The sequence below is a fragment of the Variovorax paradoxus NBRC 15149 genome, from assembly GCF_001591365.1.
GTDB lineage: Bacteria > Pseudomonadota > Gammaproteobacteria > Burkholderiales > Burkholderiaceae_C > Variovorax > Variovorax paradoxus.
In genome coordinates this window covers 1,090,702-1,107,574 of sequence record NZ_BCUT01000002.1, presented here as the reverse complement: position 1 = coordinate 1,107,574, position 16,873 = coordinate 1,090,702, and the positions used below count along the sequence as shown (strand labels likewise).

Genomic DNA, 16,873 nt, shown 5'->3' with positions numbered 1-16,873 from the left:
CTGGCCCGCACCCATGAACCGCGAGCCAGACTTCCTCGAACACCTGCGGGCCGAACTCTCGAGCGGCCGCACCTGGCTCGACCGCGCCATCGTGCTGGGCTATGCGATTGCGGCCGGGCTCTTCGTGGTGGGCTTCACGCTTGCGAGCGATTGGGTGTTCGGCGCGTTCCAGCGCTTCCACCGCGCGTGGCCCTGGGCCGTGCTGCTGACCACGCCGCTGCTCACCGCCGCCATCGCGTGGTTCACGCTGCGCTTCTTCCCGGGTGCTGGAGGCTCGGGCATTCCGCAGATCAAGGCGGCGCTGCACGCCACGCTGCCGGAGGAACGGCGCTTCAGCTTTGCATCGCTGCGGCTCACGGTCGCCAAGATCGGGCTCGGCGCGGCGGGCTTCGCGGCGGGGCTTTCGATCGGGCGCGAAGGGCCGTCGGTGCAGGTGGCGGCCGGGGTGATGCAGCATGCGCGGCGCTGGCTGTCGCCGCGCACTACCATCGACGGGCGCGCGCTGCTGGTGGCCGGCGGCGCGGCGGGCATCGCGGCCGCCTTCAATGCGCCGCTCGCGGGCGTGGTGTTCGCGATCGAGGAGCTCTCGGGCCGCCTGGAGGCGCGTTCCAGCGGCCTGATCATCACCGCCATCGTGCTGGCGGGCCTGGTGGCCGTCTCGGTGTTCGGCAACAGCAGCTATTTCGGCGTGATCCGCGTGCCGCGGCTCGGGTGGGACGCGCTCGGGCCGGGCCTCTTGGTCACGCTGCTCAGCGGCGCTGCGGGCGGCCTGTTCGCGCGGCTGCTGATCGCCTCGCTCACGGGCGCGCCGGGGCGCCTCAACCGCTGGCGCGCGCGCTTTCCGGTGCGCTTTGCGGCTGCCTGCGGCCTGGCCGTGGCGGTCATCGGGCTCGTCACCGGCGGTGTCACCTTCGGCGCCGGGTCGGAGGCCGTGAAGCAGATGCTGCAGGGGCATGACGAACTCACGCCGCTCAACACCGTGCTCAAGTTCGTCGCCACCTGGCTCACGGCCTGGAGCGGCGTGCCGGGCGGCATCTTCGCGCCTTCGCTGTCCATCGGCGCGGGCATCGGCGACGCGGTGGCCGCGCTGGCCAGCCGCGATCTCGGCCCTGCGCTGATCGCGATGGGCATGGCCGGCTTCCTGGCCGCGGTCACGCAGGCGCCGCTCACCGCCTTCATCATCGTGATGGAAATGGTCGACGGCCATTCGATGGTGCTGAGCCTGATGGCGGCCGCCATGCTGTCCAGCCTGGTCTCGCGCATGATCAGCCGGCCGCTGTACGACACGTTGGCCGAGCACATGGTGTGGCGCGCCGTGGGCTCGATGCAGCCCGCGGATGCCGCGGCAGTCACGCCCGCCGCCAGGACAACGCCGACGCCGTGACCAGGCAGAGCGCAAGGAACACGATGGCCGCGTTCACCGCATGCGAGTACTCCCAATGGCGCCGCAGGATCTCCCAGTTGGCCGGGACGCTGGTCCAGTTGTGCGTGCCTGGTTGCCCGGCAAGGTCCACGCCACGAAGATCGCGAACATTGCCGCGATGCAGGCCGCGGCACCGAGCGCGAGCCAGAACGGCAGGGGCTGCGTGCGGACGACGACCGCAAGGGCGATGTTCACCACCAGCGCCGCCACCCACAGCGAGCCGAGCACGGCCCAGCCGCGGTAGATGCCCTGCACCAGAAAATACTCCGACTGGCCGAGGCCGATCTTGTTCGGGAGCGCCGCCAGGTGGGCGCCCGAGGGAATCAGCGCGAGCGCGCCGATCGCAATGGCCAGGAACTGAACGATCCTCGTACCCATGGCAAGCCCGTCGAGCTAGGCGGCCGACTGCACGAACGGCCTGGCCTTCTCCAGGAAGACCTGGTGCCGCGCATCGAGCTCTTCGATGTCTCGTTGCAGCTCGGCCTTGTCGTAGGGCTCGCCGGCGGCAATGGCCGTCATCCAGCGGTCGAACTTGTCGCGCTCCGCGCGCCAGGCATCGTATGCAGTGCGGAGCTCGTCCCATTGAATGGTCATGCGAAGGCCTGCTCGATCTTCAGCACGCCATCCTCCAGCCTGGCGACGGCGGTCTTGTCGTCCACGTCGCTGCCGAGCGTGAAGCCGCTATTCGTTCCATGCGGGTCAGGGCATTCATGATGATGATCTCCCGTCAAGTGTGGTGGCGAAACACGTCGCCTCCGCGCAGGCACGGCGACGCTCCGACCCTATGTTCGGACGTTGGCAAGCCCCTGCCGCGTGCGAAGGAATTCGGGCGCGCCGCAACGACAGTTGCCGCGGCTGCCATCCATCGACGATGTCCGACAGACGGCCCTTGCGGCCCGCGCAAAGTAGTGAAAAGTCGTCCATCCACACACCAGGAACAGGAGCACCACCATGCGCGATTTCGTTTCCTTCGCAGCCGGCGTGGCTGCAGGCACTGTGGCCATGTACTACCTCGATCACCAGAGCGGCCGGCGGCGCCGGGCGCTCGCGCGCGACAAGGCCATTGCGGCCGGGCATGAGGCCGCGGACATGGCCGAATCCGCAGGCAAGAGAGCGGCCGACCACCTGAAGGGATACATGGCCACCGGCCGGCTCGATCGCACCGGAGGCGGCGAACCGGAGACCGACTCCCAACTGCACGAGCGCATCCGCGCACGGCTCGGACGGGTCGTGAGCCATCCGAGGTCGATCGAGGTGGAAGTCGACCGGGGCAGCGTCCACCTGCAGGGCCACATCCTGACCTGGGAGCTCGACGACCTGCTCCACGAGCTGAAGCAGATGCGGGGCGTGCAGGCGGTGACCAACGAACTCAGCTGCCACGACACGGCCGAGGGAATCTCCGAGCTGCAGGGCCGCACCGAGCCCGCCGGGCGCCCGCTGCATTGAGCCGTCTCAGGCGTGGGCCCGCGCATCCGCGAACAGCCTGACCATCTCGCGGTCGAAGGCCGGCAGGTCCTGCGGCTTGCGGCTGGTGATGAGGTTGCCGTCGACCACCACCTCGCGGTCCACCCACTTGGCGCCGGCATTCGTCAGGTCGCTGCGCAGCGAGGGCCACGAGGTCATCGTGCGGCCGCGCACCGCGTCGGCCTCGATCAGCGTCCACGGTCCGTGGCAGATCGCGGCCACCGGCTTGCCGGCCTTGAAGAAATCGCGCACGAAGGCGATGGCCTCCTCGTTGATGCGCAGCGCATCGGGGTTCATGACTCCGCCAGGTAGCACGAGCGCATCGAACTCGTGCGCGGCGGCCTGCGGCAGCGGTATGTCGACGTTGAATTCATCGGCTGGCTTGTGGTGCTTCCAGCCGCGCACGGTGTTGTCCTTCGGCGAGACGATCTTGGTGGCGGCGCCGGCCGCATCGAGCGCCTTGCGCGGCTCCGTCATCTCGGCTTGCTCGAAGCCGTCGGCCACGAGAATGGCGACCTTGGCGCCATCGAGTTGGGTCTTGCTCATTGGGGGAAATCCTTTCGGCCGTGTTTGCAAGAGAGAGAAAGAGAAAGAAAGGCAGCAGCCGGCCGCTGCTCTTCAAAGGGGGACGTGGTGCGCCTTTCATGCCATGCGCCTTGCCCACGAGCCACGCTCATTGGCGTTTGCGCCGGCCTGTCCGGCCCCGTTCTCGTCGTGCTCGCTCGATTCCACATGAGCACCGTCGGAGCCCCGGAGGGGCGCACCACATCCAACACCAGACTGCGCCGCCGCATCGCCCACTTCTGTCAGAGGGATGCGGAAGCGCTGTAGGAAATCGCCAACGGCGGCGCGGGCGCCAGTGCTCAGGCGGGCTCCGAGATCTCGCACAGCGCTTCGGCCGCGGGTTCGGACTCGGTTTCCCTGACTGCAAGGTCGCCCAGCGCCACGATGCCCACCAGGCGCTTGTCGCGGCTGACGATCGGCAGCCGGCGGATCTGGTACTCGCCCATGATCGCGACAGCGCGTTCGACCGGTTCGTCCTCATAGGCCCAGCGGATCCGGTCGGACATCACCTCGCGCACCTTGGTGTCGGCGCCGCGGCCTTCGGCCACCGCGCGCACGGCAATGTCGCGGTCCGAGATGGAGCCGATCATCCGGTCGTTCGCGCCGACCGGCATCATGCCGAAGTCGCCGTCGCGCATCTGGCGCGCGGCCTCGGCAATGCTCGCATCGGGACTGATGACTTGCACGTCCCGGCTCATCACATCCTTGATCGTGTGCATGAGAAATCTCCTCTTCGGTTGAAAGGCCACGCGGCGGGTCCGGCCGAGGCGGCCGGCGCCGGGGCCTCGCGAACACTTTGCGAAAAATTGCCGCCTCCCCTCTGTAGGACTCGGCGCCCCACGCGCGTGATCGCCTGCATCGTCGAAGGCCTACATCGACGAGGTCGCGGCGCCCTACACCCACTGCACGCGAGCGGCCTAGAGTGAAATTTCAACTGCGGGAGATCCACCATGCCCGAGAAGAAAACCATCGAACGCGCCGAGCGCGACAAGCGCGAAGGCAAGGCGCCGACCACGCAGGCCGGCGAATTCGTGCGCGAGGAAATCGAGCACATCCGCGAAGGCCGCCACGGGGCGCGTTCGCCCGAGCAGGCCATTGCAATCGGCTTGTCGAAGGCGCGCCGCGCCGGCGTCGACCTGCCCGTGCCCAAGAAGGGCACGGTCTCCGAGAAGACGCGGCGCAGCGCACAGCACGCGCTCGAGGCCGGCGACAAGCCGGCTGCCAAGGTGTCGCGCAAGCGCTCGCGCGCGACCATCGGCGCCCTGCAGCACGAAAGCCAGGCCGCGGCGTCCAGGCCGGCGCTGGCCCGGCATGCCAAGGCGGCGTCCAAGGAGCGCACCGCGGCAGAGCGCTCGGCAGCGGCGCGCAAGGCGGCCCGCACCAAGAGTCCCGCCGAGCGTTCGCATGCCGCCCGCAAGGCTGCGCGCACGCGGGCCGCGCACAAGGCCGGCAAGTGACGGCAGGCAGCAAGATGACCATCGAATCCATCAACCCCGCGACCGGCGAGAAGCTCGAGGCCCATGCGGAAATGCCGCGTGCCGCGGTCGACGACATCATCGGCAAGACGCACGAGGCATTCCTGGCCTGGCGCGGCACCTCGTTCGAGCAGCGTGCACAGCACCTGCGCGAGGCGGCGAAGATCCTGCGCGCGAAGTCCGACACCTGGGGCCGGCTGATGGCGCGCGAAATGGGCAAGCCGCTGCGCGACGGCATTGCCGAGGCGCAGAAGTGCGCGGCGTGCTGCGAATTCTTCGCCGACAACGCCGCGCGGCTGCTGGCGCGCGAGCCGGCCGATACCGAGGCGCGCACGAGTTTCGTCACCTTCAATCCGCTGGGCGTGGTGCTGGCCGTGATGCCCTGGAACTTCCCGTTCTGGCAGGTGTTCCGGTTCGCCGCGCCCGCGCTGATGGCCGGCAATGCGGCGGTGCTCAAGCATGCGTCGAACGTGCCGGGCTGCGCGCTCGCGATCGAGCAGATCCTGCGCGAGGCCGGCATGCCCGAGCACCTGTTCCGCACGCTGCTGATCGGCAATGCGCAGGTCGATGCGGCCATCGGGCATCCGCTGGTGCGCGCGGTCACGCTGACCGGCAGCGGCCCGGCCGGAAGCGCGGTGGCGCGCAAGGCCGGCGAGATGCTGAAGAAGACGGTGCTCGAACTCGGCGGCAGCGATCCCTACCTGGTGCTGGAGGACGCCGACCTCGACCTGGCCGCCAGCGTGTGCACCAAGGGCCGGCTGGTCAACGGCGGCCAGAGCTGCATCGCCGCCAAGCGCTTCATCGTCGTCGAGCCGGTGCGGCGCGAATTCGAGCAGCGCTTCGTGCAGAAGATGAAGGCGGCGCGGCAAGGCGATCCGCTGGACATGGCGACGGAAATCGGTCCGCTCGCCCGGCACGACCTGCGCGACGCCCTGCACCGGCAGGTCGAGCAGAGCGTTCAGCGCGGCGCGCGCTGCCTGCTCGGCGGGCAGGTTCCCGAAGGCCCGGGCGCCTACTACCCGCCGACCGTGCTGACCGACGTCGCCAAGGGCATGCCCGCATACGACGAAGAGCTGTTCGGCCCCGTGGCCGCGGTCATTCCGGTGCGGGGCGAGCAAGAGGCCATCGCCGTCGCCAACGACTCGTCGTTCGGCCTGGGCGCCGCCGTGATCACGCGCGACCTGGCCCGCGCCGAGCGCATCGCGGCCGAGTCGATCGAGGCGGGCTGCGTGTTCGTCAACGAGGCCGTCCGCTCCGATCCGCGGCTGCCCTTCGGCGGCGTGAAGGACAGCGGCTACGGCCGCGAGCTGTCGGGCTATGGCATCAAGGAGTTCGTGAACATCAAGACGGTGTGGGTGGCACAGGCCGGGCATCAGTGAACGCAGCGCTCAGCGGCCCAGCGGGGTCACGCGGGGCGCATGGCGCGGCAGCCATGCGATCCATGAGGGATACCACCTCAGCAGGTGAAAGACGACGAAGCTGCGCACCAGCCGCCAGCTGCTCCACTTGTCCAGGTCCGCGGCCCCGATCCGCTTGCAGTTGCGGTTCATGTGCTCGAGCCGCTCGGACAGTGCGCGATTGAACGCCGGGTCGTGCACGACCACGTTGGCCTCGAGATTGAGCGCCAGGCTCAGCGGGTCCAGGTTGCTCGAGCCCACGGTGCTCCAGCAGTCGTCGGTGAGCGCCACCTTGGCATGCATCGGCCGTTCGCAGTATTCGAAGATGCTCACGCCGGCCAGCAGCAGGTGGTGGTACAGCATGCGGGCCCCGATCCTGACGATCGGGATGTCCGGCTCGCCCTGCAGGATGAGGCGCACGTCGACGCCGCGCCGCGCCGCGTTGCGCATGTCCTGGATGAGGCGGTAGCCGGGAAAGAAGTAGGCGTTGGCGATGACCACGCGCTGCCGTGCGCTGCGGATGGCCACGCGGTAGTGGCGCTCGCCCACGAAGGCGCAGGCATCGTCGACCACCACGATCTTGCGATGCATCCGGCGCAGCAGGTTCAGCCGCTGCCCCAGGATGCTGTGGCCCGGATCGAACACCCGGAGCCGGACGCCGGCCGCAGCCATCTCTTGGATGAAGGCCTCGGAGAGATCCGGTGAACCGAAGCCGTCGACCAGCAGGTCGACCCGGACGCCGCGCCTGGCCGCCTCGCACAGGCAGGCATGCAGTTGCGTGCCGACCTTGTCTTCATACAGGATGAAGGTCTCGATGATCACCTCGCGCTGCGCGCGCCGCACCGCCTCGAACACGCGCGGAAAGAACTCCTCTCCGTTCTCCAGCAGCGAGACCCGGTTGCCCGGAACCCAGCGGGCACGGCCCAGGCCTCTGGCGGGAGAGTTCTTCATGGACGGCTGTCCGCACGCAGGCTCAGGGGGCCTGGTAGCCCAGGCAGTGCTCGAAAAAGGCGTCGAGCTCGGTGGACTTGTCGAACACCGCATCGGCGCCGAGCGCCAGGCAGCGGCGGCGCATCTCGGGGGTCGGGTAGTTCGTCAGGACGACCAGGTGCCTGTCCCTCGCGCGGCCCTGGCAGGCGCGCACCACCGTCAGCCCCGAGCCCTCCTTCAGGAAGAGATCGACGATGGCCAGTTGCCAGGAAGCTTGCAGCGCGAGCGCATCGATGGCGGCCTGCGCCGTCTCGGCGGTGGCCACCACGTGAACGCCGGCCAGCTCTTCCAATGCGGGAATCAGGTTGTCCCGGATCGTCCGGCTGTCCTCGACAAGGATTGCAGTGAGCGGCATGCATACGCTTTCGGCGTCTGGAGGCGCTTGGGCAACGGGACGCAACCACCAATCGATTCTTTTTACGGCTGGGGTTGCATCATCCTTGTAGGCAGGCCGCTCGACTTGGGGACAGCGCCGAGGCAGCGCGCGGCGAAAGGCGCAGGGGCCTTCTCAGGAAGCCTTCTTGTGGCTTTCGGTCTCCAGCGCCTCGGCGACCTTCTCCAGCAGATCGACCGACTTCGACAGCTTCTTCTCGATCTGGTCGGTCTGTTCGATCGCGCGGTCGAGGTCGTCGGTGCGCGCGTCCTCGGAGACGCCCTTGTCCAGCACCACGTGAACGACGGCGAGCTCGTCGGCGGCTTCTTCCACCGTTTTCTTCACCTGCTTGCTTTCGTCCAGTGCGCGTTCGACGGCGCGGCTGTTGCTGCTGCTCTCGGGCGCGTTCAGGTCGGGCATTTGGGATCTCCTCGTGAGTGCGCTTTCATCCTATACCCGCGAGGCCGGAGCGTCGACCCAACAGGGTAGCCCGCCTCATGCCTCCAGCGCCTCCAGCGGACCGAAGAACTCGTAGCGCAGCTGCTGCTTGGGCACGCCCAGCGCCAGGCCGCTCGCATACACCGCCTTCATGAAGGGCTTGGGGCCGAGGAAGTAGAGGTCGACGTCGCGGTCGGCCGGCAGTTGCTGCGCGAGCAGCTCGCGCGTGACGAAGCCGGTCGCATGCGGCCGGTCGGATTCGCGCGGCGCGTCGTAGACGTAGAGCGGCTTCACGTTGGCATGCCGGGCGGCCAGCGCATCGACGCGCGAGCGGAACGCATGGGCGCCGCCATGCCGCGCGGCGTGGATGAAGTGCACCGGCCGGCCGGTGTGCGCCACCGACTCGAGCATGCTCATGGCCGGCGTGATGCCCACGCCGCCCGTCACCAGCACCAGCGGCCGCACGCGCTCGCCCGCGGGCTGCAGCACGAAGTCGCCGCAAGGCGCCTGCACACGCAAGACGGTGCCGACCCCGGCCTTCTCGTGCAGCCAGTTGGAGGCGCGGCCGCCCTCTTCCTGCTTGACGCTGATGCGGTAGAAGGGCTTGCCCGGCGCATCGGACAGCGAATAGTTGCGCCGCAGCGGCTCGCCGTCGATGTTCAGCACCAGCGTGAGGTACTGGCCGGGCGAGAACGCGAGCAGCGGGCCGCCGTCGGTCGGCTCCAGGTAGAAGGAGGTGATGACGTCGCTCTCCTGCTCGCGCCGCGCCACGCGGAACTCGCGCTCGCCGCGCCAGCCGCCGGTCTGCGCGGCGTTGGCGCGGTAGACCTCTTCCTCCGCTGCGATCAGCAGCGCCGCGAGCGATTGGTAGGCCTCGCCCCAGGCCGCGATGATCTCGTCGGTCGCGGCCTCGCCGAGCACGTCCTTGATGGCCTGCAGCAGGCAGCCGCCGACGATCGGGTAGTGCTCGGGCAGCACGCCAAGCGCGGCGTGCTTCTGGATGATGCGCGGCAGCGCGCCGGCAATCTCTTCGAGCCGGTCGATGTGCGTGGCATAGGCCAGCACCGCGCCCGCCAGTGCGCGGGCCTGGCTGCCGGCAGCCTGGTGCGCCTCGTTGAAGAAGGCCTTCACCTCCGGATGGCTCTCGAACATGATCCGGTAGAAGTGGCTGGTGATGGCCTCTCCGTGCGCCTGGAGCGCGGGAACGGTGGCTTTGACGATGGCGATGTTTTGCGGGGTCATCTGTGGCTTTCGGGGTCGGCAGTTGGGATGCTTTTCCTTCTCACGATCCGTGCCAGCTCCTGGCCCCTCGCAAGTGCCCGCCGCCACTGGGGATTTGCGATGCGTGGTCAAATTCGCAACAGGATCCATGTTGTATTTATGACCACAAACAGTGTCAGTTCGACCACAAGCGAAGCGGCTGCGGCCACGGAGGCGCAGCGCTACCGCTCGCTCCTTGCCGCTGCGCGCGGCCTCGTGCGATGCGATGCCGCCGCGCTGCTGCGGCTCGACGGCGACGTGCTGCGGCCGCTGGCCGTGGACGGCCTGAGCGACGAAACCCTGGGGCGGCAGTTCCCCGTGGCCTCGCACCCGCGCTTTGCCCGCCTGCTCGAGAGCGAGCGGGGACTGCGCTTCGCGCACGACTGCGGCCTGCCCGACCCGTACGACGGCCTGGTCGCGGGCCAGCCGGGCATCCTGCCCGTGCACGACTGCATGGGCGCGCCGCTGCGCCTGCGCGGCGCCACCTGGGGCCTCCTGACGCTGGACGCGCTCGACGCCGGCACCTTCGAGACCGTGGGCCCGGCGCAGCTCGACGCGCTGGTGGCGCTGGTCGAAACCGGCATCGAGGCCGCCCACACGATCCAGGAAATGGAAGCGCGCGCGATGCGCGAGCAGGCCGTGGCCCAGGCCCTGCGCTCGGGCCGCGGCGCCACGCGCGAGCTCCTTGGCAGCAGCCCGGCAATGAAGCAGCTGTGCAGCGAGATCGACACGGTCGCGGTGTCCGACCTCACGGTGCTGCTGCTCGGCGAGACCGGGGTGGGCAAGGACCTGGTGGCGCAGCGCCTGCATGCGCGCTCGCGCCGCAGCGACCAGCCGCTGGTGCAGGTGAACTGCGCGGCGCTGCCCGAGACGCTGGCCGACAGCGAGCTCTTCGGCCACAAGCGCGGCGCCTTCACCGGCGCGGTGCAGGACCGCAACGGCAAGTTCGAGATCGCCGATGGCGGCACGCTCTTTCTCGACGAGGTGGGCGAGCTGCCGCTGACGGTGCAGGCCAAGCTGCTGCGCGTGCTGCAGAGCGGCGAGCTGCAGCGGCCCGGCAGCGACCGCACGCTGAAGGTCGACGTGCGCGTGATCGCGGCCACCAACCGCGACCTGCCCGCGGCCATCGCGCAGGGTCGCTTCCGGGCCGATCTCTACCACCGGCTCTCGGTCTATCCGCTGGTCGTGCCGCCGCTGCGCGAGCGCGGCCGCGACGTGGTGGCGCTTGCGGGCGGCTTCCTTGAAGAGAACCAGCATCGCCTGGGCGCGCGCAACCTGCGGCTGTCGCCGGCCGCCAAGGCCGCCCTGCTCGCGCACGGCTGGCCCGGCAACGTGCGCGAGCTCGAGCATGTGATCAGCCGCGCGTCGCTGCGCGCCTTCAGGGAGCAGCGCCGCGGCGCGCGCTGGACGGCGATCGAGCCGCATCACCTGGCGCTGGAGGCTGCGGCGGCCGGCGGTCCGGCAGCGTCGCCTGCGCCACCTGCACCGGCGCCGGCAGGCCAGCACGCGGGCGTTGCCAGTGGCGGCGCCACGCTGCGCGAAGCCACCGAGGCCTTCCAGCGCGCCTGGCTCGCCGATGCGCTGGCGCGGCACCGCGGGCACGTGGCCAATGCGGCGCGCGAGGCCGGCATCGACCGCAGCAACTTCCACCGGACGCTGCGCAAGCTGGGCGTGCCGCGGCCTGAAAGCACGCCCTGAGCCCCGTGCATCCCATGCCGGAGGCATCTGCATACCCCAACGGTCCGCGCAGCCACTCACCACTTTGTGGGAGTGTTAACAGTTACCAATCTCAACACAATGGCGCGAAATTTAGACAAACAATTACGCAACGTAGCTGCCTGGAGCTGAGAGGTTCCAGCGACAGACAAGCTCGGTGCCGTGAACCCTTTGGAGCTTGTCTTGCACAACCTGTTTTCAAGTTGCACGTGCGGCTTTGCCCACATGAAACGGCTCCAGCGGCGGCTGTGGATGCGCCTGTTCCCTTCGCTGCGGCTTTATCGCTGCGCCCAGTGCGGCCGCATGCAGCTTGCGCCGCGCCGGGCCGTCGAGCAGGCGATCGCCACGCGGCTGGCCCAGGAAGCAACGCTTCGGCGGCCTGCGGAGCCGAGCCCGAATGCCGCTTTGGGTGGGCACATCGAGGAAGCCGAAGCTTCGCCGGCGCTGCGCCGTTAGGGCGCACACCGTTCCGTGCCCGCCCGGCTCAGTGCTTGCGCGTCGGGGTGCGGCTCATGCCGGTTTTGTGTCAGCCAGGTCGAACGGCAGCTGCCGCAGCGGCTTGCCCGTCAGTTGCGCGATGGCGTTCGCGAAGGCCGGCGCCAGCGGCGGCAGGCCCGGCTCGCCGATGCCCTTGGGCGGCTCCGCACTTGGCACGATGTGCACGGCGAACTCGGGCATGTCGGTGATGCGCGGCACGGTGAAGTCGCCGAAGTTGCCCTGCTGCACTTCGCCGTCCTTCAGCGTGATGGCGCCGCCCGGCAGGCACATCGACAGGCCCATGACCGCGGCGCCCTGCACCTGCGCTTCCACGCTGCGCGGATTGACGGCCAGGTTGCAGTGCACGCCGGCGGTGGCGCGGTGCAGCACCGGCTGGCCGTCCTTCACCGAAGCCTCCACCACGTAGGCCACCACCGATTCGAAGGACTCGTGCACCGCCACGCCCCAGGCGCGGCCGGCGGGCAACTGCTTCTTGCCATAGCCGCTGCGGTCGACGGCGAGCTGCAGCGCGGCGCGGTGGCGCGGGTGCTTGTCGCCGAAGAGCTGCATGCGGTAGGCCACCGGGTCCTGCTTTGTGCTGCGCGCGATCTCGTCGAGCAGCGTCTCCATCACGAAGGCGGTGTGGGTGGAACCCACGCTGCGCCACCAGAGCACCGGCACGTTGACCTTGGGGTGGTGCACGGTCAGGCGCATCGGCAGCGGGTAAGGATCGCGCATGCCCTCGGTGGCCGTGGCGTCGATGCCGTTCTTCACCTGGAAGGGCTCGAACACGGAGCCGGCGGTGATGGACTGGCCCACGATGACGTGGTCCCAGGCCAGCACCTTGCCGCGCTCGTCGAAGCCGATGCGCGCGCGGTGCAGGTGCATGGGACGGTAGTAGCCGCCCTTGATGTCGTCCTCGCGGCTCCACAGCAGGCGCACTGGCGCGTTGAGTCCGGCGGCGCGCGCGGCCTTGGCGATCTCGCAGGCCTCCACGATCACGTCGCTGGTGCTCACGAAGCGCCGGCCGAAGCCGCCGCCCGCCATCTGCACGTTCACGCGCACCTGCTCGGGCTTGAGGCCGAGCGCACGCGCCGCCGCGGCACCGTCGAGCCCCGCGCACTGGGTGCCGACCCACAGCTCGGCGCTGTCGCCCGACAGCTTGACGGTGCAGTTCAGCGGCTCCATCGGCGCATGGGCGAGGTAGGGGAACACGAACTCGGCTTCCAGCTGCCGCGGCGCCTTGGCCAGCGGCGCCATGTCGGCGTCGAACTTGCGCGCGCCGGGTTGCTTGGCCAGTTCGCGGTACTGGACCAGTTGCCTGCCGCTGTCGACCTTTTCGACGGCGGCCGTATCCCACTGCAGCTTGAGCGCATCGCGGCCCAGCTTGGCCGGCCAGTAGCCGTCGGCCACCACGGCCACGCCCTCGGCGCCGCGGTCCAGCGGCACGCGCAGCACGGCCTTCACGCCCTTGACGGCGCGCGCGGCGCTGTCGTCCACCGAAGCCAGGCGCGCGCCGAACACCGGCGGATGCGCCACCACGGCCGTGAGCTGGCCGGCATGCTTGACGTCGATGCCGTAGTCCTGCCGGCCGCTGCTCTTGGCGCGCGCATCCAGCCGCGTGGTCGGATGGCCGATGAGCTTGAAGTCCTTGGGGTCCTTCAGCCTGACCTTCTCGGGCACCGGCAGCGCCATGGCGGCCTCGGCCAGTTCGCCGTAGCCCAGCTTGCGGCCGTTCGGGCCCAGCACGGTGCCGGCCTGCGTGCGCAGCGTGGATACGTCGACGTTCCAGCGCGCCGCCGCGGCCGACAGCAGCATGGCGCGGGCGCGCGCGCCGAGCTCGCGGTACTGCGTGAAGCTGTTCTTGATCGAGTTGGAGCCGCCGGTCAGGTGCATGCCGAAGACCGGGTCGTGGTAGGCGGCGTCATTGGTGCCGCTCTTGCTGCGCACCAGGTTCCAGTCGGCATCGAGCTCCTCGGCCAGGATCATCGGCAGGCCGGTCTGCACCCCCTGGCCGAATTCGAGCCGGTTGTGGGTCACGGTGACTTCGCCGTTGGGCGCGATCTGCACGAAGGCCGAGGGCTGCTGCGTCGGCTTGAGGGTGCTGGCCGCCGCTTGCTTGCCGGTGGCCTGCGCCATGGCCATGTGGGGAAAGGCGCCAAGCGCGAGGCCGCCGGCGCCAGCCAGCTTGAGGAAGCTGCGGCGCGGCAGCGCGGCGGTGTCTTCGGGTTGTTGTGGGCTGGCAGCCATCAGGCGCTGAAGGATGCGCGGCAGTTCGGTGGAATCGATGTGAGTGGGCAACATGGCGGATGCTCCTTCAGGCCAGGGATTTGGCGGCATCGGCCACCGCGGCGCGGATGCGGGCGTAGGTGCCGCAGCGGCAGATGTTGCCGGCCATGGCGGCATCGATCTCGGCCGCCGTGGGCTGCTTGCCCCGGGGCTGCGACTTGAGGAACGCCGTGGCGCTCATGATCTGGCCGCTCTGGCAGTAGCCGCACTGCGCCACGTCGTGCTTGACCCACGCGGTATGCACCGCGGCACCGACCGGGTCGCTGCCGTCCGTTGCGGCCTCGATGGTGACGATCTTCTTGCCCTCTGCGGCCGAGATGGGCGTGATGCACGAGCGGATGGCCTGGCCGTCCAGGTGCACCGTGCAGGCGCCGCACAGCGCCGCGCCGCAGCCGAACTTGGTGCCGGTCATGCCCAGCGTGTCACGCAGGGCCCAAAGGATGGGAGTGCCGGGATCGGCGTCGACCGTGTGGTCGCGGCCGTTGACATTGAGCGCGCTCATGGTGGGGTCCGTTCTTCTTCGTGGGTGGGGGCGCCGGTCGGCGCTGGAGGCGACTGTAGGAAGAAGCATCAGAAAGAAACAGTGGCGAATATTGCATGCCTTGTGAAGCCAGGCTTCATAAACCCACGCAGCAACGACTCGCCTCCAGGTTTTTCACCATAAAAGTGAAAATCTCCGCAAAATGATGAAATGTCGGACATCCTTGAAAGCAGCGAAAGCCAGAAGCGGCAGTACATCGACGCGGAGAGCGTCTTTGCAGAAATACGGCGCTTGAGGCAGGAGGCCGCGCAGTTCCGAGGCGGGATGATCTGGCGCGAGATCTCGGGGCATCGGTATCTGATCCGTACTTCCGTCAAGGGCACCCACAAATCACTGGGGCCCGAAAGCGAAGCGACTGCCAGGATCTTCCAGACCTTCACCCAACGGAAGGCGGCCCTTGCCGATCGATTGGCGTCCATTGAAAAGACCTTCGAAGAGCAGCGTCGTTTGAATCGCGCGCTGCGCGTCGGCCGTGTCCCCCCGGTGGTTGTCGACGTACTGAACGTCCTGGACAAAGCGGGGGTGTCGGAGCACTTCACAGTGGTCGGCACACACGCCCTGTACGCCTACGAAAGCGCGTGTGGCGTGAGATTCGTGCCTCAGGCAATGGCAACTCGCGACATCGATCTTCTGTTTGATACGCGCAGGCATCTGGCCTTTTTTTCCCGCATGAAGGAATCGGAGCTGTCGCTGCTTGGCCTTCTTCGCAAGGCCGACAAGTCTTTCGAGCGCCTCGAGGATCAAAAGGAAACCGTGCGCAACGCGACCGGCTTCGAGGTCGATGTCATTCGCCGTGTTGCCAAGGATGGTGATCCGCACCCACTGCGCATGAGCGATGACGAAGACGACATCTGGGCGGTGCAGGCCTCCACGGGCGAGAGGATCCTGAATTCCCCGCGGTTCAGCCAGATGGTGGTCTCCACAACCGGTGAGATGGCGCTCATGAATACGATGCATCCGCTGGATTTTGTGGACGTCAAGCTGGCGTTGGCGAAGTATCCGAACCGTGATCCGCTCAAGCGTTCGAAAGACGCGTTGCAGGCTGAGCTTGTCGCAACGCTGGTGCGGGACTACATGCCCCAGTACGCACGCCTCGGGCCGTCGGGGAGCGTAAATGAAGAACCGGGAGAAGCAGATCTCCCCCGCTAGCGACAGCCGATGCCCTTTGGACCTCTCCCTTGGTTCATCAGGTAGGGCACCGGCGGGCCGGTGTAGCCTCGCCCCATGGATTCCCTGATTGCCGCCTCCGCCCGCGCCCTGGCCGCCGGCGACGCGCTTGGCGCGCTCAAGCGGGTCGCGCTGCGCGACGACCCGCCGGCGCTGGCCCTGCGCGGCATTGCGATGGCGCAGCTCGGCGAGCATCCGCGCGCCCGCGAACTGCTGCGGCGCGCCGCGCGCGGCTTTGGCGCCCACGAGGAACTGGCGCGCGCGCGCTGCGTGGTGGCCGAGGCCGAGGTGGCGATGGCCATGCGCGAGCTCGGCGGTTCGCCGCGCGCGCTGGCTGCGGCGGCGGCCACGCTCGAAGCGCACGCCGACCGTGCCAACGCGCTGCAGGCGCGGCTCATCGCGGCGCGCCAGTTGCTGCTGCTCGGCCGGCTCGAGGCGGCGCGGGCCGCGCTGGCGCCGCTCGACGTGCGCGACCTGCCGCCGGCGCTCGAGGCGGTGGCCGAGCTGACCGCCATGGAACTGGCGCTGCGCTCGCTGCATGTCGGCCCGGCACGCGCGGCGCTGGCCCGTGCGCAGGCGGCGGCCGATCGCGCACGCGTGCCGGCGCTCTCGGCCGAGGTGGCGGAGGCGCGGGCCGCGCTCGACCGTCCCGCGGCACGGCGGCTCGTTGCCGGCGGGCAAGAGGCGCTGCGGCTCGACGAGGTCGCGGCGCTGCGGGCCTCGGACGCGCTGGTGGTCGACGCCTGCCGCCGCGGCGTGGGCGCCGGCGGCGCATGGCGGCCGCTGGCGCGCCGGCCGGTGCTGTTTGCGCTCGCGCGTGCGCTTGCCGAGGCCTGGCCCGGCGACGTCGACCGCGAGGCGCTGATCGCCTACGCGTTCAACACCCGTCATCCCGACGAGACGCTGCGCGCGCGCCTGCGGGTCGAGATCGGGCGCCTGCGTGCGCTGGTCGCGGCCGAGGCCGGCATCGAGGCCACGGCACGCGGCTTTGCGCTCAGGCCGCGCGATGCGCGCGAGGTGGTCGTGCTCGCGCCGCCCATCGACGGCGAGCAGGCCTCGCTGGTGGCGCTGCTGTCCGACGGCGCGGCGTGGTCGACCTCGGCGCTGGCATTGGCACTGGACGCGAGCCAGCGCACGGTGCAGCGCGCGCTGGCCGAACTCGAGGCCGAGGGGCGGGTGCGCGCCATCGGCCGGGCGCGGGCGCAGCGCTGGTTGGCGCCGCCGCTGGCGGGATTCACGACGATCTTGTTACTCCCCGCCGCGCTGCCGATTGAATAGAGTTGTCTCCAAGGCGCCGAA

The 16,873-nt window shown here is 69.3% G+C and carries 19 protein-coding genes; 8 read left to right on the top strand and 11 right to left on the bottom strand.

Going from position 1 to position 16,873, the window contains the following annotated elements; all coding sequences use genetic code 11:
• Positions 1 to 13: 13 nt before the first annotated feature.
• Positions 14 to 1,384 (top strand): chloride channel protein, encoded by a 1,371-nt coding sequence (locus VPA02S_RS20140; protein WP_062365319.1) that lies wholly within the window; start codon positions 14 to 16, stop codon positions 1,382 to 1,384.
• 33 nt (positions 1,385 to 1,417) lie between these two features.
• On the opposite strand, the gene VPA02S_RS20135 is transcribed toward VPA02S_RS20140, so the two are convergent.
• The 3 genes from VPA02S_RS20135 to VPA02S_RS31815 are packed head-to-tail and all read right to left on the bottom strand — an operon-like array spanning position 1,418 to position 2,154.
• The gene (locus tag VPA02S_RS20135) at positions 1,418 to 1,801 is read right to left on the bottom strand and encodes a hypothetical protein (RefSeq protein WP_244883660.1); all 384 of its coding nucleotides are present in this window, start codon (positions 1,799 to 1,801) and stop codon (positions 1,418 to 1,420) included.
• Between the two features lie 15 nt (positions 1,802 to 1,816).
• A complete protein-coding gene (locus VPA02S_RS20130) occupies positions 1,817 to 2,017 on the bottom strand; it encodes a hypothetical protein (protein WP_018904115.1) in 201 nt (66 codons plus the stop codon).
• Complete coding sequence (locus VPA02S_RS31815) at positions 2,014 to 2,154, bottom strand: Hsp20/alpha crystallin family protein (protein WP_155736608.1); 141 nt, start codon at positions 2,152 to 2,154, stop codon at positions 2,014 to 2,016. The genes VPA02S_RS20130 and VPA02S_RS31815 overlap by 4 nt, the downstream gene beginning before the upstream one ends.
• A gap of 220 nt (positions 2,155 to 2,374) precedes the next feature.
• Between VPA02S_RS31815 and VPA02S_RS20125 the strand changes: the two genes are divergently transcribed.
• Positions 2,375 to 2,869 (top strand): BON domain-containing protein, encoded by a 495-nt coding sequence (locus tag VPA02S_RS20125; RefSeq protein ID WP_062365318.1) that lies wholly within the window; start codon positions 2,375 to 2,377, stop codon positions 2,867 to 2,869.
• Positions 2,870 to 2,875: 6 nt separating this feature from the next.
• Here the strand turns inward: VPA02S_RS20125 and VPA02S_RS20120 are convergent, their stop codons facing one another.
• The gene (locus tag VPA02S_RS20120) at positions 2,876 to 3,433 is read right to left on the bottom strand and encodes a type 1 glutamine amidotransferase domain-containing protein (protein WP_015866353.1); all 558 of its coding nucleotides are present in this window, start codon (positions 3,431 to 3,433) and stop codon (positions 2,876 to 2,878) included.
• Positions 3,434 to 3,750: 317 nt separating this feature from the next.
• Complete coding sequence (locus VPA02S_RS20115; RefSeq protein WP_015866352.1) at positions 3,751 to 4,170, bottom strand: CBS domain-containing protein; 420 nt, start codon at positions 4,168 to 4,170, stop codon at positions 3,751 to 3,753.
• 231 nt (positions 4,171 to 4,401) lie between these two features.
• On the opposite strand from VPA02S_RS20115, the gene VPA02S_RS20110 reads away from it, so the two are divergent.
• Positions 4,402 to 4,908, top strand: coding sequence for a hypothetical protein (locus VPA02S_RS20110; RefSeq protein ID WP_062365317.1), 507 nt, complete (start codon positions 4,402 to 4,404; stop codon positions 4,906 to 4,908).
• Between the two features lie 14 nt (positions 4,909 to 4,922).
• Positions 4,923 to 6,305 carry an NAD-dependent succinate-semialdehyde dehydrogenase gene (locus tag VPA02S_RS20105; protein WP_062365316.1) on the top strand — a complete coding sequence of 461 codons (1,383 nt, stop codon included), beginning with the start codon at positions 4,923 to 4,925 and terminating at the stop codon, positions 6,303 to 6,305.
• A gap of 9 nt (positions 6,306 to 6,314) precedes the next feature.
• Here the strand turns inward: VPA02S_RS20105 and clsB are convergent, their stop codons facing one another.
• From clsB to hmpA, 4 genes are all read right to left on the bottom strand, one after another.
• Positions 6,315 to 7,274, bottom strand: coding sequence for a cardiolipin synthase ClsB (gene clsB, locus VPA02S_RS20100; RefSeq protein ID WP_062365315.1), 960 nt, complete (start codon positions 7,272 to 7,274; stop codon positions 6,315 to 6,317).
• A gap of 22 nt (positions 7,275 to 7,296) precedes the next feature.
• A complete protein-coding gene (locus tag VPA02S_RS20095) occupies positions 7,297 to 7,668 on the bottom strand; it encodes a response regulator transcription factor (protein WP_018906987.1) in 372 nt (123 codons plus the stop codon).
• A gap of 153 nt (positions 7,669 to 7,821) precedes the next feature.
• Positions 7,822 to 8,106: a hypothetical protein gene (locus VPA02S_RS20090; RefSeq protein ID WP_015866347.1), complete on the bottom strand. Its 285-nt coding sequence runs from the start codon at positions 8,104 to 8,106 to the stop codon at positions 7,822 to 7,824.
• A gap of 75 nt (positions 8,107 to 8,181) precedes the next feature.
• Entirely contained in the window at positions 8,182 to 9,366 is a 1,185-nt protein-coding gene (hmpA, locus tag VPA02S_RS20085) for an NO-inducible flavohemoprotein (protein ID WP_062365314.1), read from the bottom strand.
• 138 nt (positions 9,367 to 9,504) lie between these two features.
• Between hmpA and norR the strand changes: the two genes are divergently transcribed.
• Both norR and VPA02S_RS20075 read left to right on the top strand, forming a co-directional pair.
• The gene (gene norR, locus VPA02S_RS20080; RefSeq protein ID WP_018906984.1) at positions 9,505 to 11,082 is read left to right on the top strand and encodes a nitric oxide reductase transcriptional regulator NorR; all 1,578 of its coding nucleotides are present in this window, start codon (positions 9,505 to 9,507) and stop codon (positions 11,080 to 11,082) included.
• A gap of 201 nt (positions 11,083 to 11,283) precedes the next feature.
• Complete coding sequence (locus tag VPA02S_RS20075) at positions 11,284 to 11,556, top strand: hypothetical protein (RefSeq protein WP_150106912.1); 273 nt, start codon at positions 11,284 to 11,286, stop codon at positions 11,554 to 11,556.
• A 54-nt stretch (positions 11,557 to 11,610) separates the two neighbouring features.
• Here VPA02S_RS20075 and VPA02S_RS20070 read toward each other — a convergent pair whose 3' ends face one another.
• Positions 11,611 to 13,881, bottom strand: a complete 2,271-nt coding sequence (locus VPA02S_RS20070) for a xanthine dehydrogenase family protein molybdopterin-binding subunit (protein WP_062365313.1) — start codon at positions 13,879 to 13,881, stop codon at positions 11,611 to 11,613.
• 13 nt (positions 13,882 to 13,894) lie between these two features.
• Positions 13,895 to 14,368, bottom strand: a complete 474-nt coding sequence (locus VPA02S_RS20065) for a (2Fe-2S)-binding protein (protein ID WP_062365312.1) — start codon at positions 14,366 to 14,368, stop codon at positions 13,895 to 13,897.
• Positions 14,369 to 14,557: 189 nt separating this feature from the next.
• Here VPA02S_RS20065 and VPA02S_RS20060 point away from each other — a divergent pair, with 189 nt between their 5' ends.
• A complete protein-coding gene (locus VPA02S_RS20060; RefSeq protein WP_081247597.1) occupies positions 14,558 to 15,556 on the top strand; it encodes a GSU2403 family nucleotidyltransferase fold protein in 999 nt (332 codons plus the stop codon).
• A gap of 75 nt (positions 15,557 to 15,631) precedes the next feature.
• Complete coding sequence (locus VPA02S_RS20055) at positions 15,632 to 16,852, top strand: hypothetical protein (protein WP_062365311.1); 1,221 nt, start codon at positions 15,632 to 15,634, stop codon at positions 16,850 to 16,852.
• Positions 16,853 to 16,873: the final 21 nt, after the last annotated feature.

What these genes read in the sequence shown, in the direction of transcription:
- norR (WP_018906984.1), top strand. Translation starts at nt 9,505, where the DNA reads ATGACCACAAACAGTGTCAGTTCGACCACAAGCGAAGCGGCTGCGGCC.
- VPA02S_RS20140 (WP_062365319.1), top strand. Translation starts at nt 14, where the DNA reads ATGAACCGCGAGCCAGACTTCCTCGAACACCTGCGGGCCGAACTCTCG.
- VPA02S_RS20135 (WP_244883660.1), bottom strand. Translation starts at nt 1,801, where the DNA reads ATGGGTACGAGGATCGTTCAGTTCCTGGCCATTGCGATCGGCGCGCTC.
- VPA02S_RS20095 (WP_018906987.1), bottom strand. Translation starts at nt 7,668, where the DNA reads ATGCCGCTCACTGCAATCCTTGTCGAGGACAGCCGGACGATCCGGGAC.
- hmpA (WP_062365314.1), bottom strand. Translation starts at nt 9,366, where the DNA reads ATGACCCCGCAAAACATCGCCATCGTCAAAGCCACCGTTCCCGCGCTC.
- VPA02S_RS20115 (WP_015866352.1), bottom strand. Translation starts at nt 4,170, where the DNA reads ATGCACACGATCAAGGATGTGATGAGCCGGGACGTGCAAGTCATCAGT.
- VPA02S_RS20090 (WP_015866347.1), bottom strand. Translation starts at nt 8,106, where the DNA reads ATGCCCGACCTGAACGCGCCCGAGAGCAGCAGCAACAGCCGCGCCGTC.
- VPA02S_RS20105 (WP_062365316.1), top strand. Translation starts at nt 4,923, where the DNA reads ATGACCATCGAATCCATCAACCCCGCGACCGGCGAGAAGCTCGAGGCC.
- VPA02S_RS20110 (WP_062365317.1), top strand. Translation starts at nt 4,402, where the DNA reads ATGCCCGAGAAGAAAACCATCGAACGCGCCGAGCGCGACAAGCGCGAA.
- VPA02S_RS20120 (WP_015866353.1), bottom strand. Translation starts at nt 3,433, where the DNA reads ATGAGCAAGACCCAACTCGATGGCGCCAAGGTCGCCATTCTCGTGGCC.
- VPA02S_RS20055 (WP_062365311.1), top strand. Translation starts at nt 15,632, where the DNA reads ATGGATTCCCTGATTGCCGCCTCCGCCCGCGCCCTGGCCGCCGGCGAC.
- VPA02S_RS20130 (WP_018904115.1), bottom strand. Translation starts at nt 2,017, where the DNA reads ATGACCATTCAATGGGACGAGCTCCGCACTGCATACGATGCCTGGCGC.
- VPA02S_RS20125 (WP_062365318.1), top strand. Translation starts at nt 2,375, where the DNA reads ATGCGCGATTTCGTTTCCTTCGCAGCCGGCGTGGCTGCAGGCACTGTG.
- clsB (WP_062365315.1), bottom strand. Translation starts at nt 7,274, where the DNA reads ATGAAGAACTCTCCCGCCAGAGGCCTGGGCCGTGCCCGCTGGGTTCCG.
- VPA02S_RS20065 (WP_062365312.1), bottom strand. Translation starts at nt 14,368, where the DNA reads ATGAGCGCGCTCAATGTCAACGGCCGCGACCACACGGTCGACGCCGAT.
- VPA02S_RS20060 (WP_081247597.1), top strand. Translation starts at nt 14,558, where the DNA reads ATGTCGGACATCCTTGAAAGCAGCGAAAGCCAGAAGCGGCAGTACATC.
- VPA02S_RS20070 (WP_062365313.1), bottom strand. Translation starts at nt 13,881, where the DNA reads ATGTTGCCCACTCACATCGATTCCACCGAACTGCCGCGCATCCTTCAG.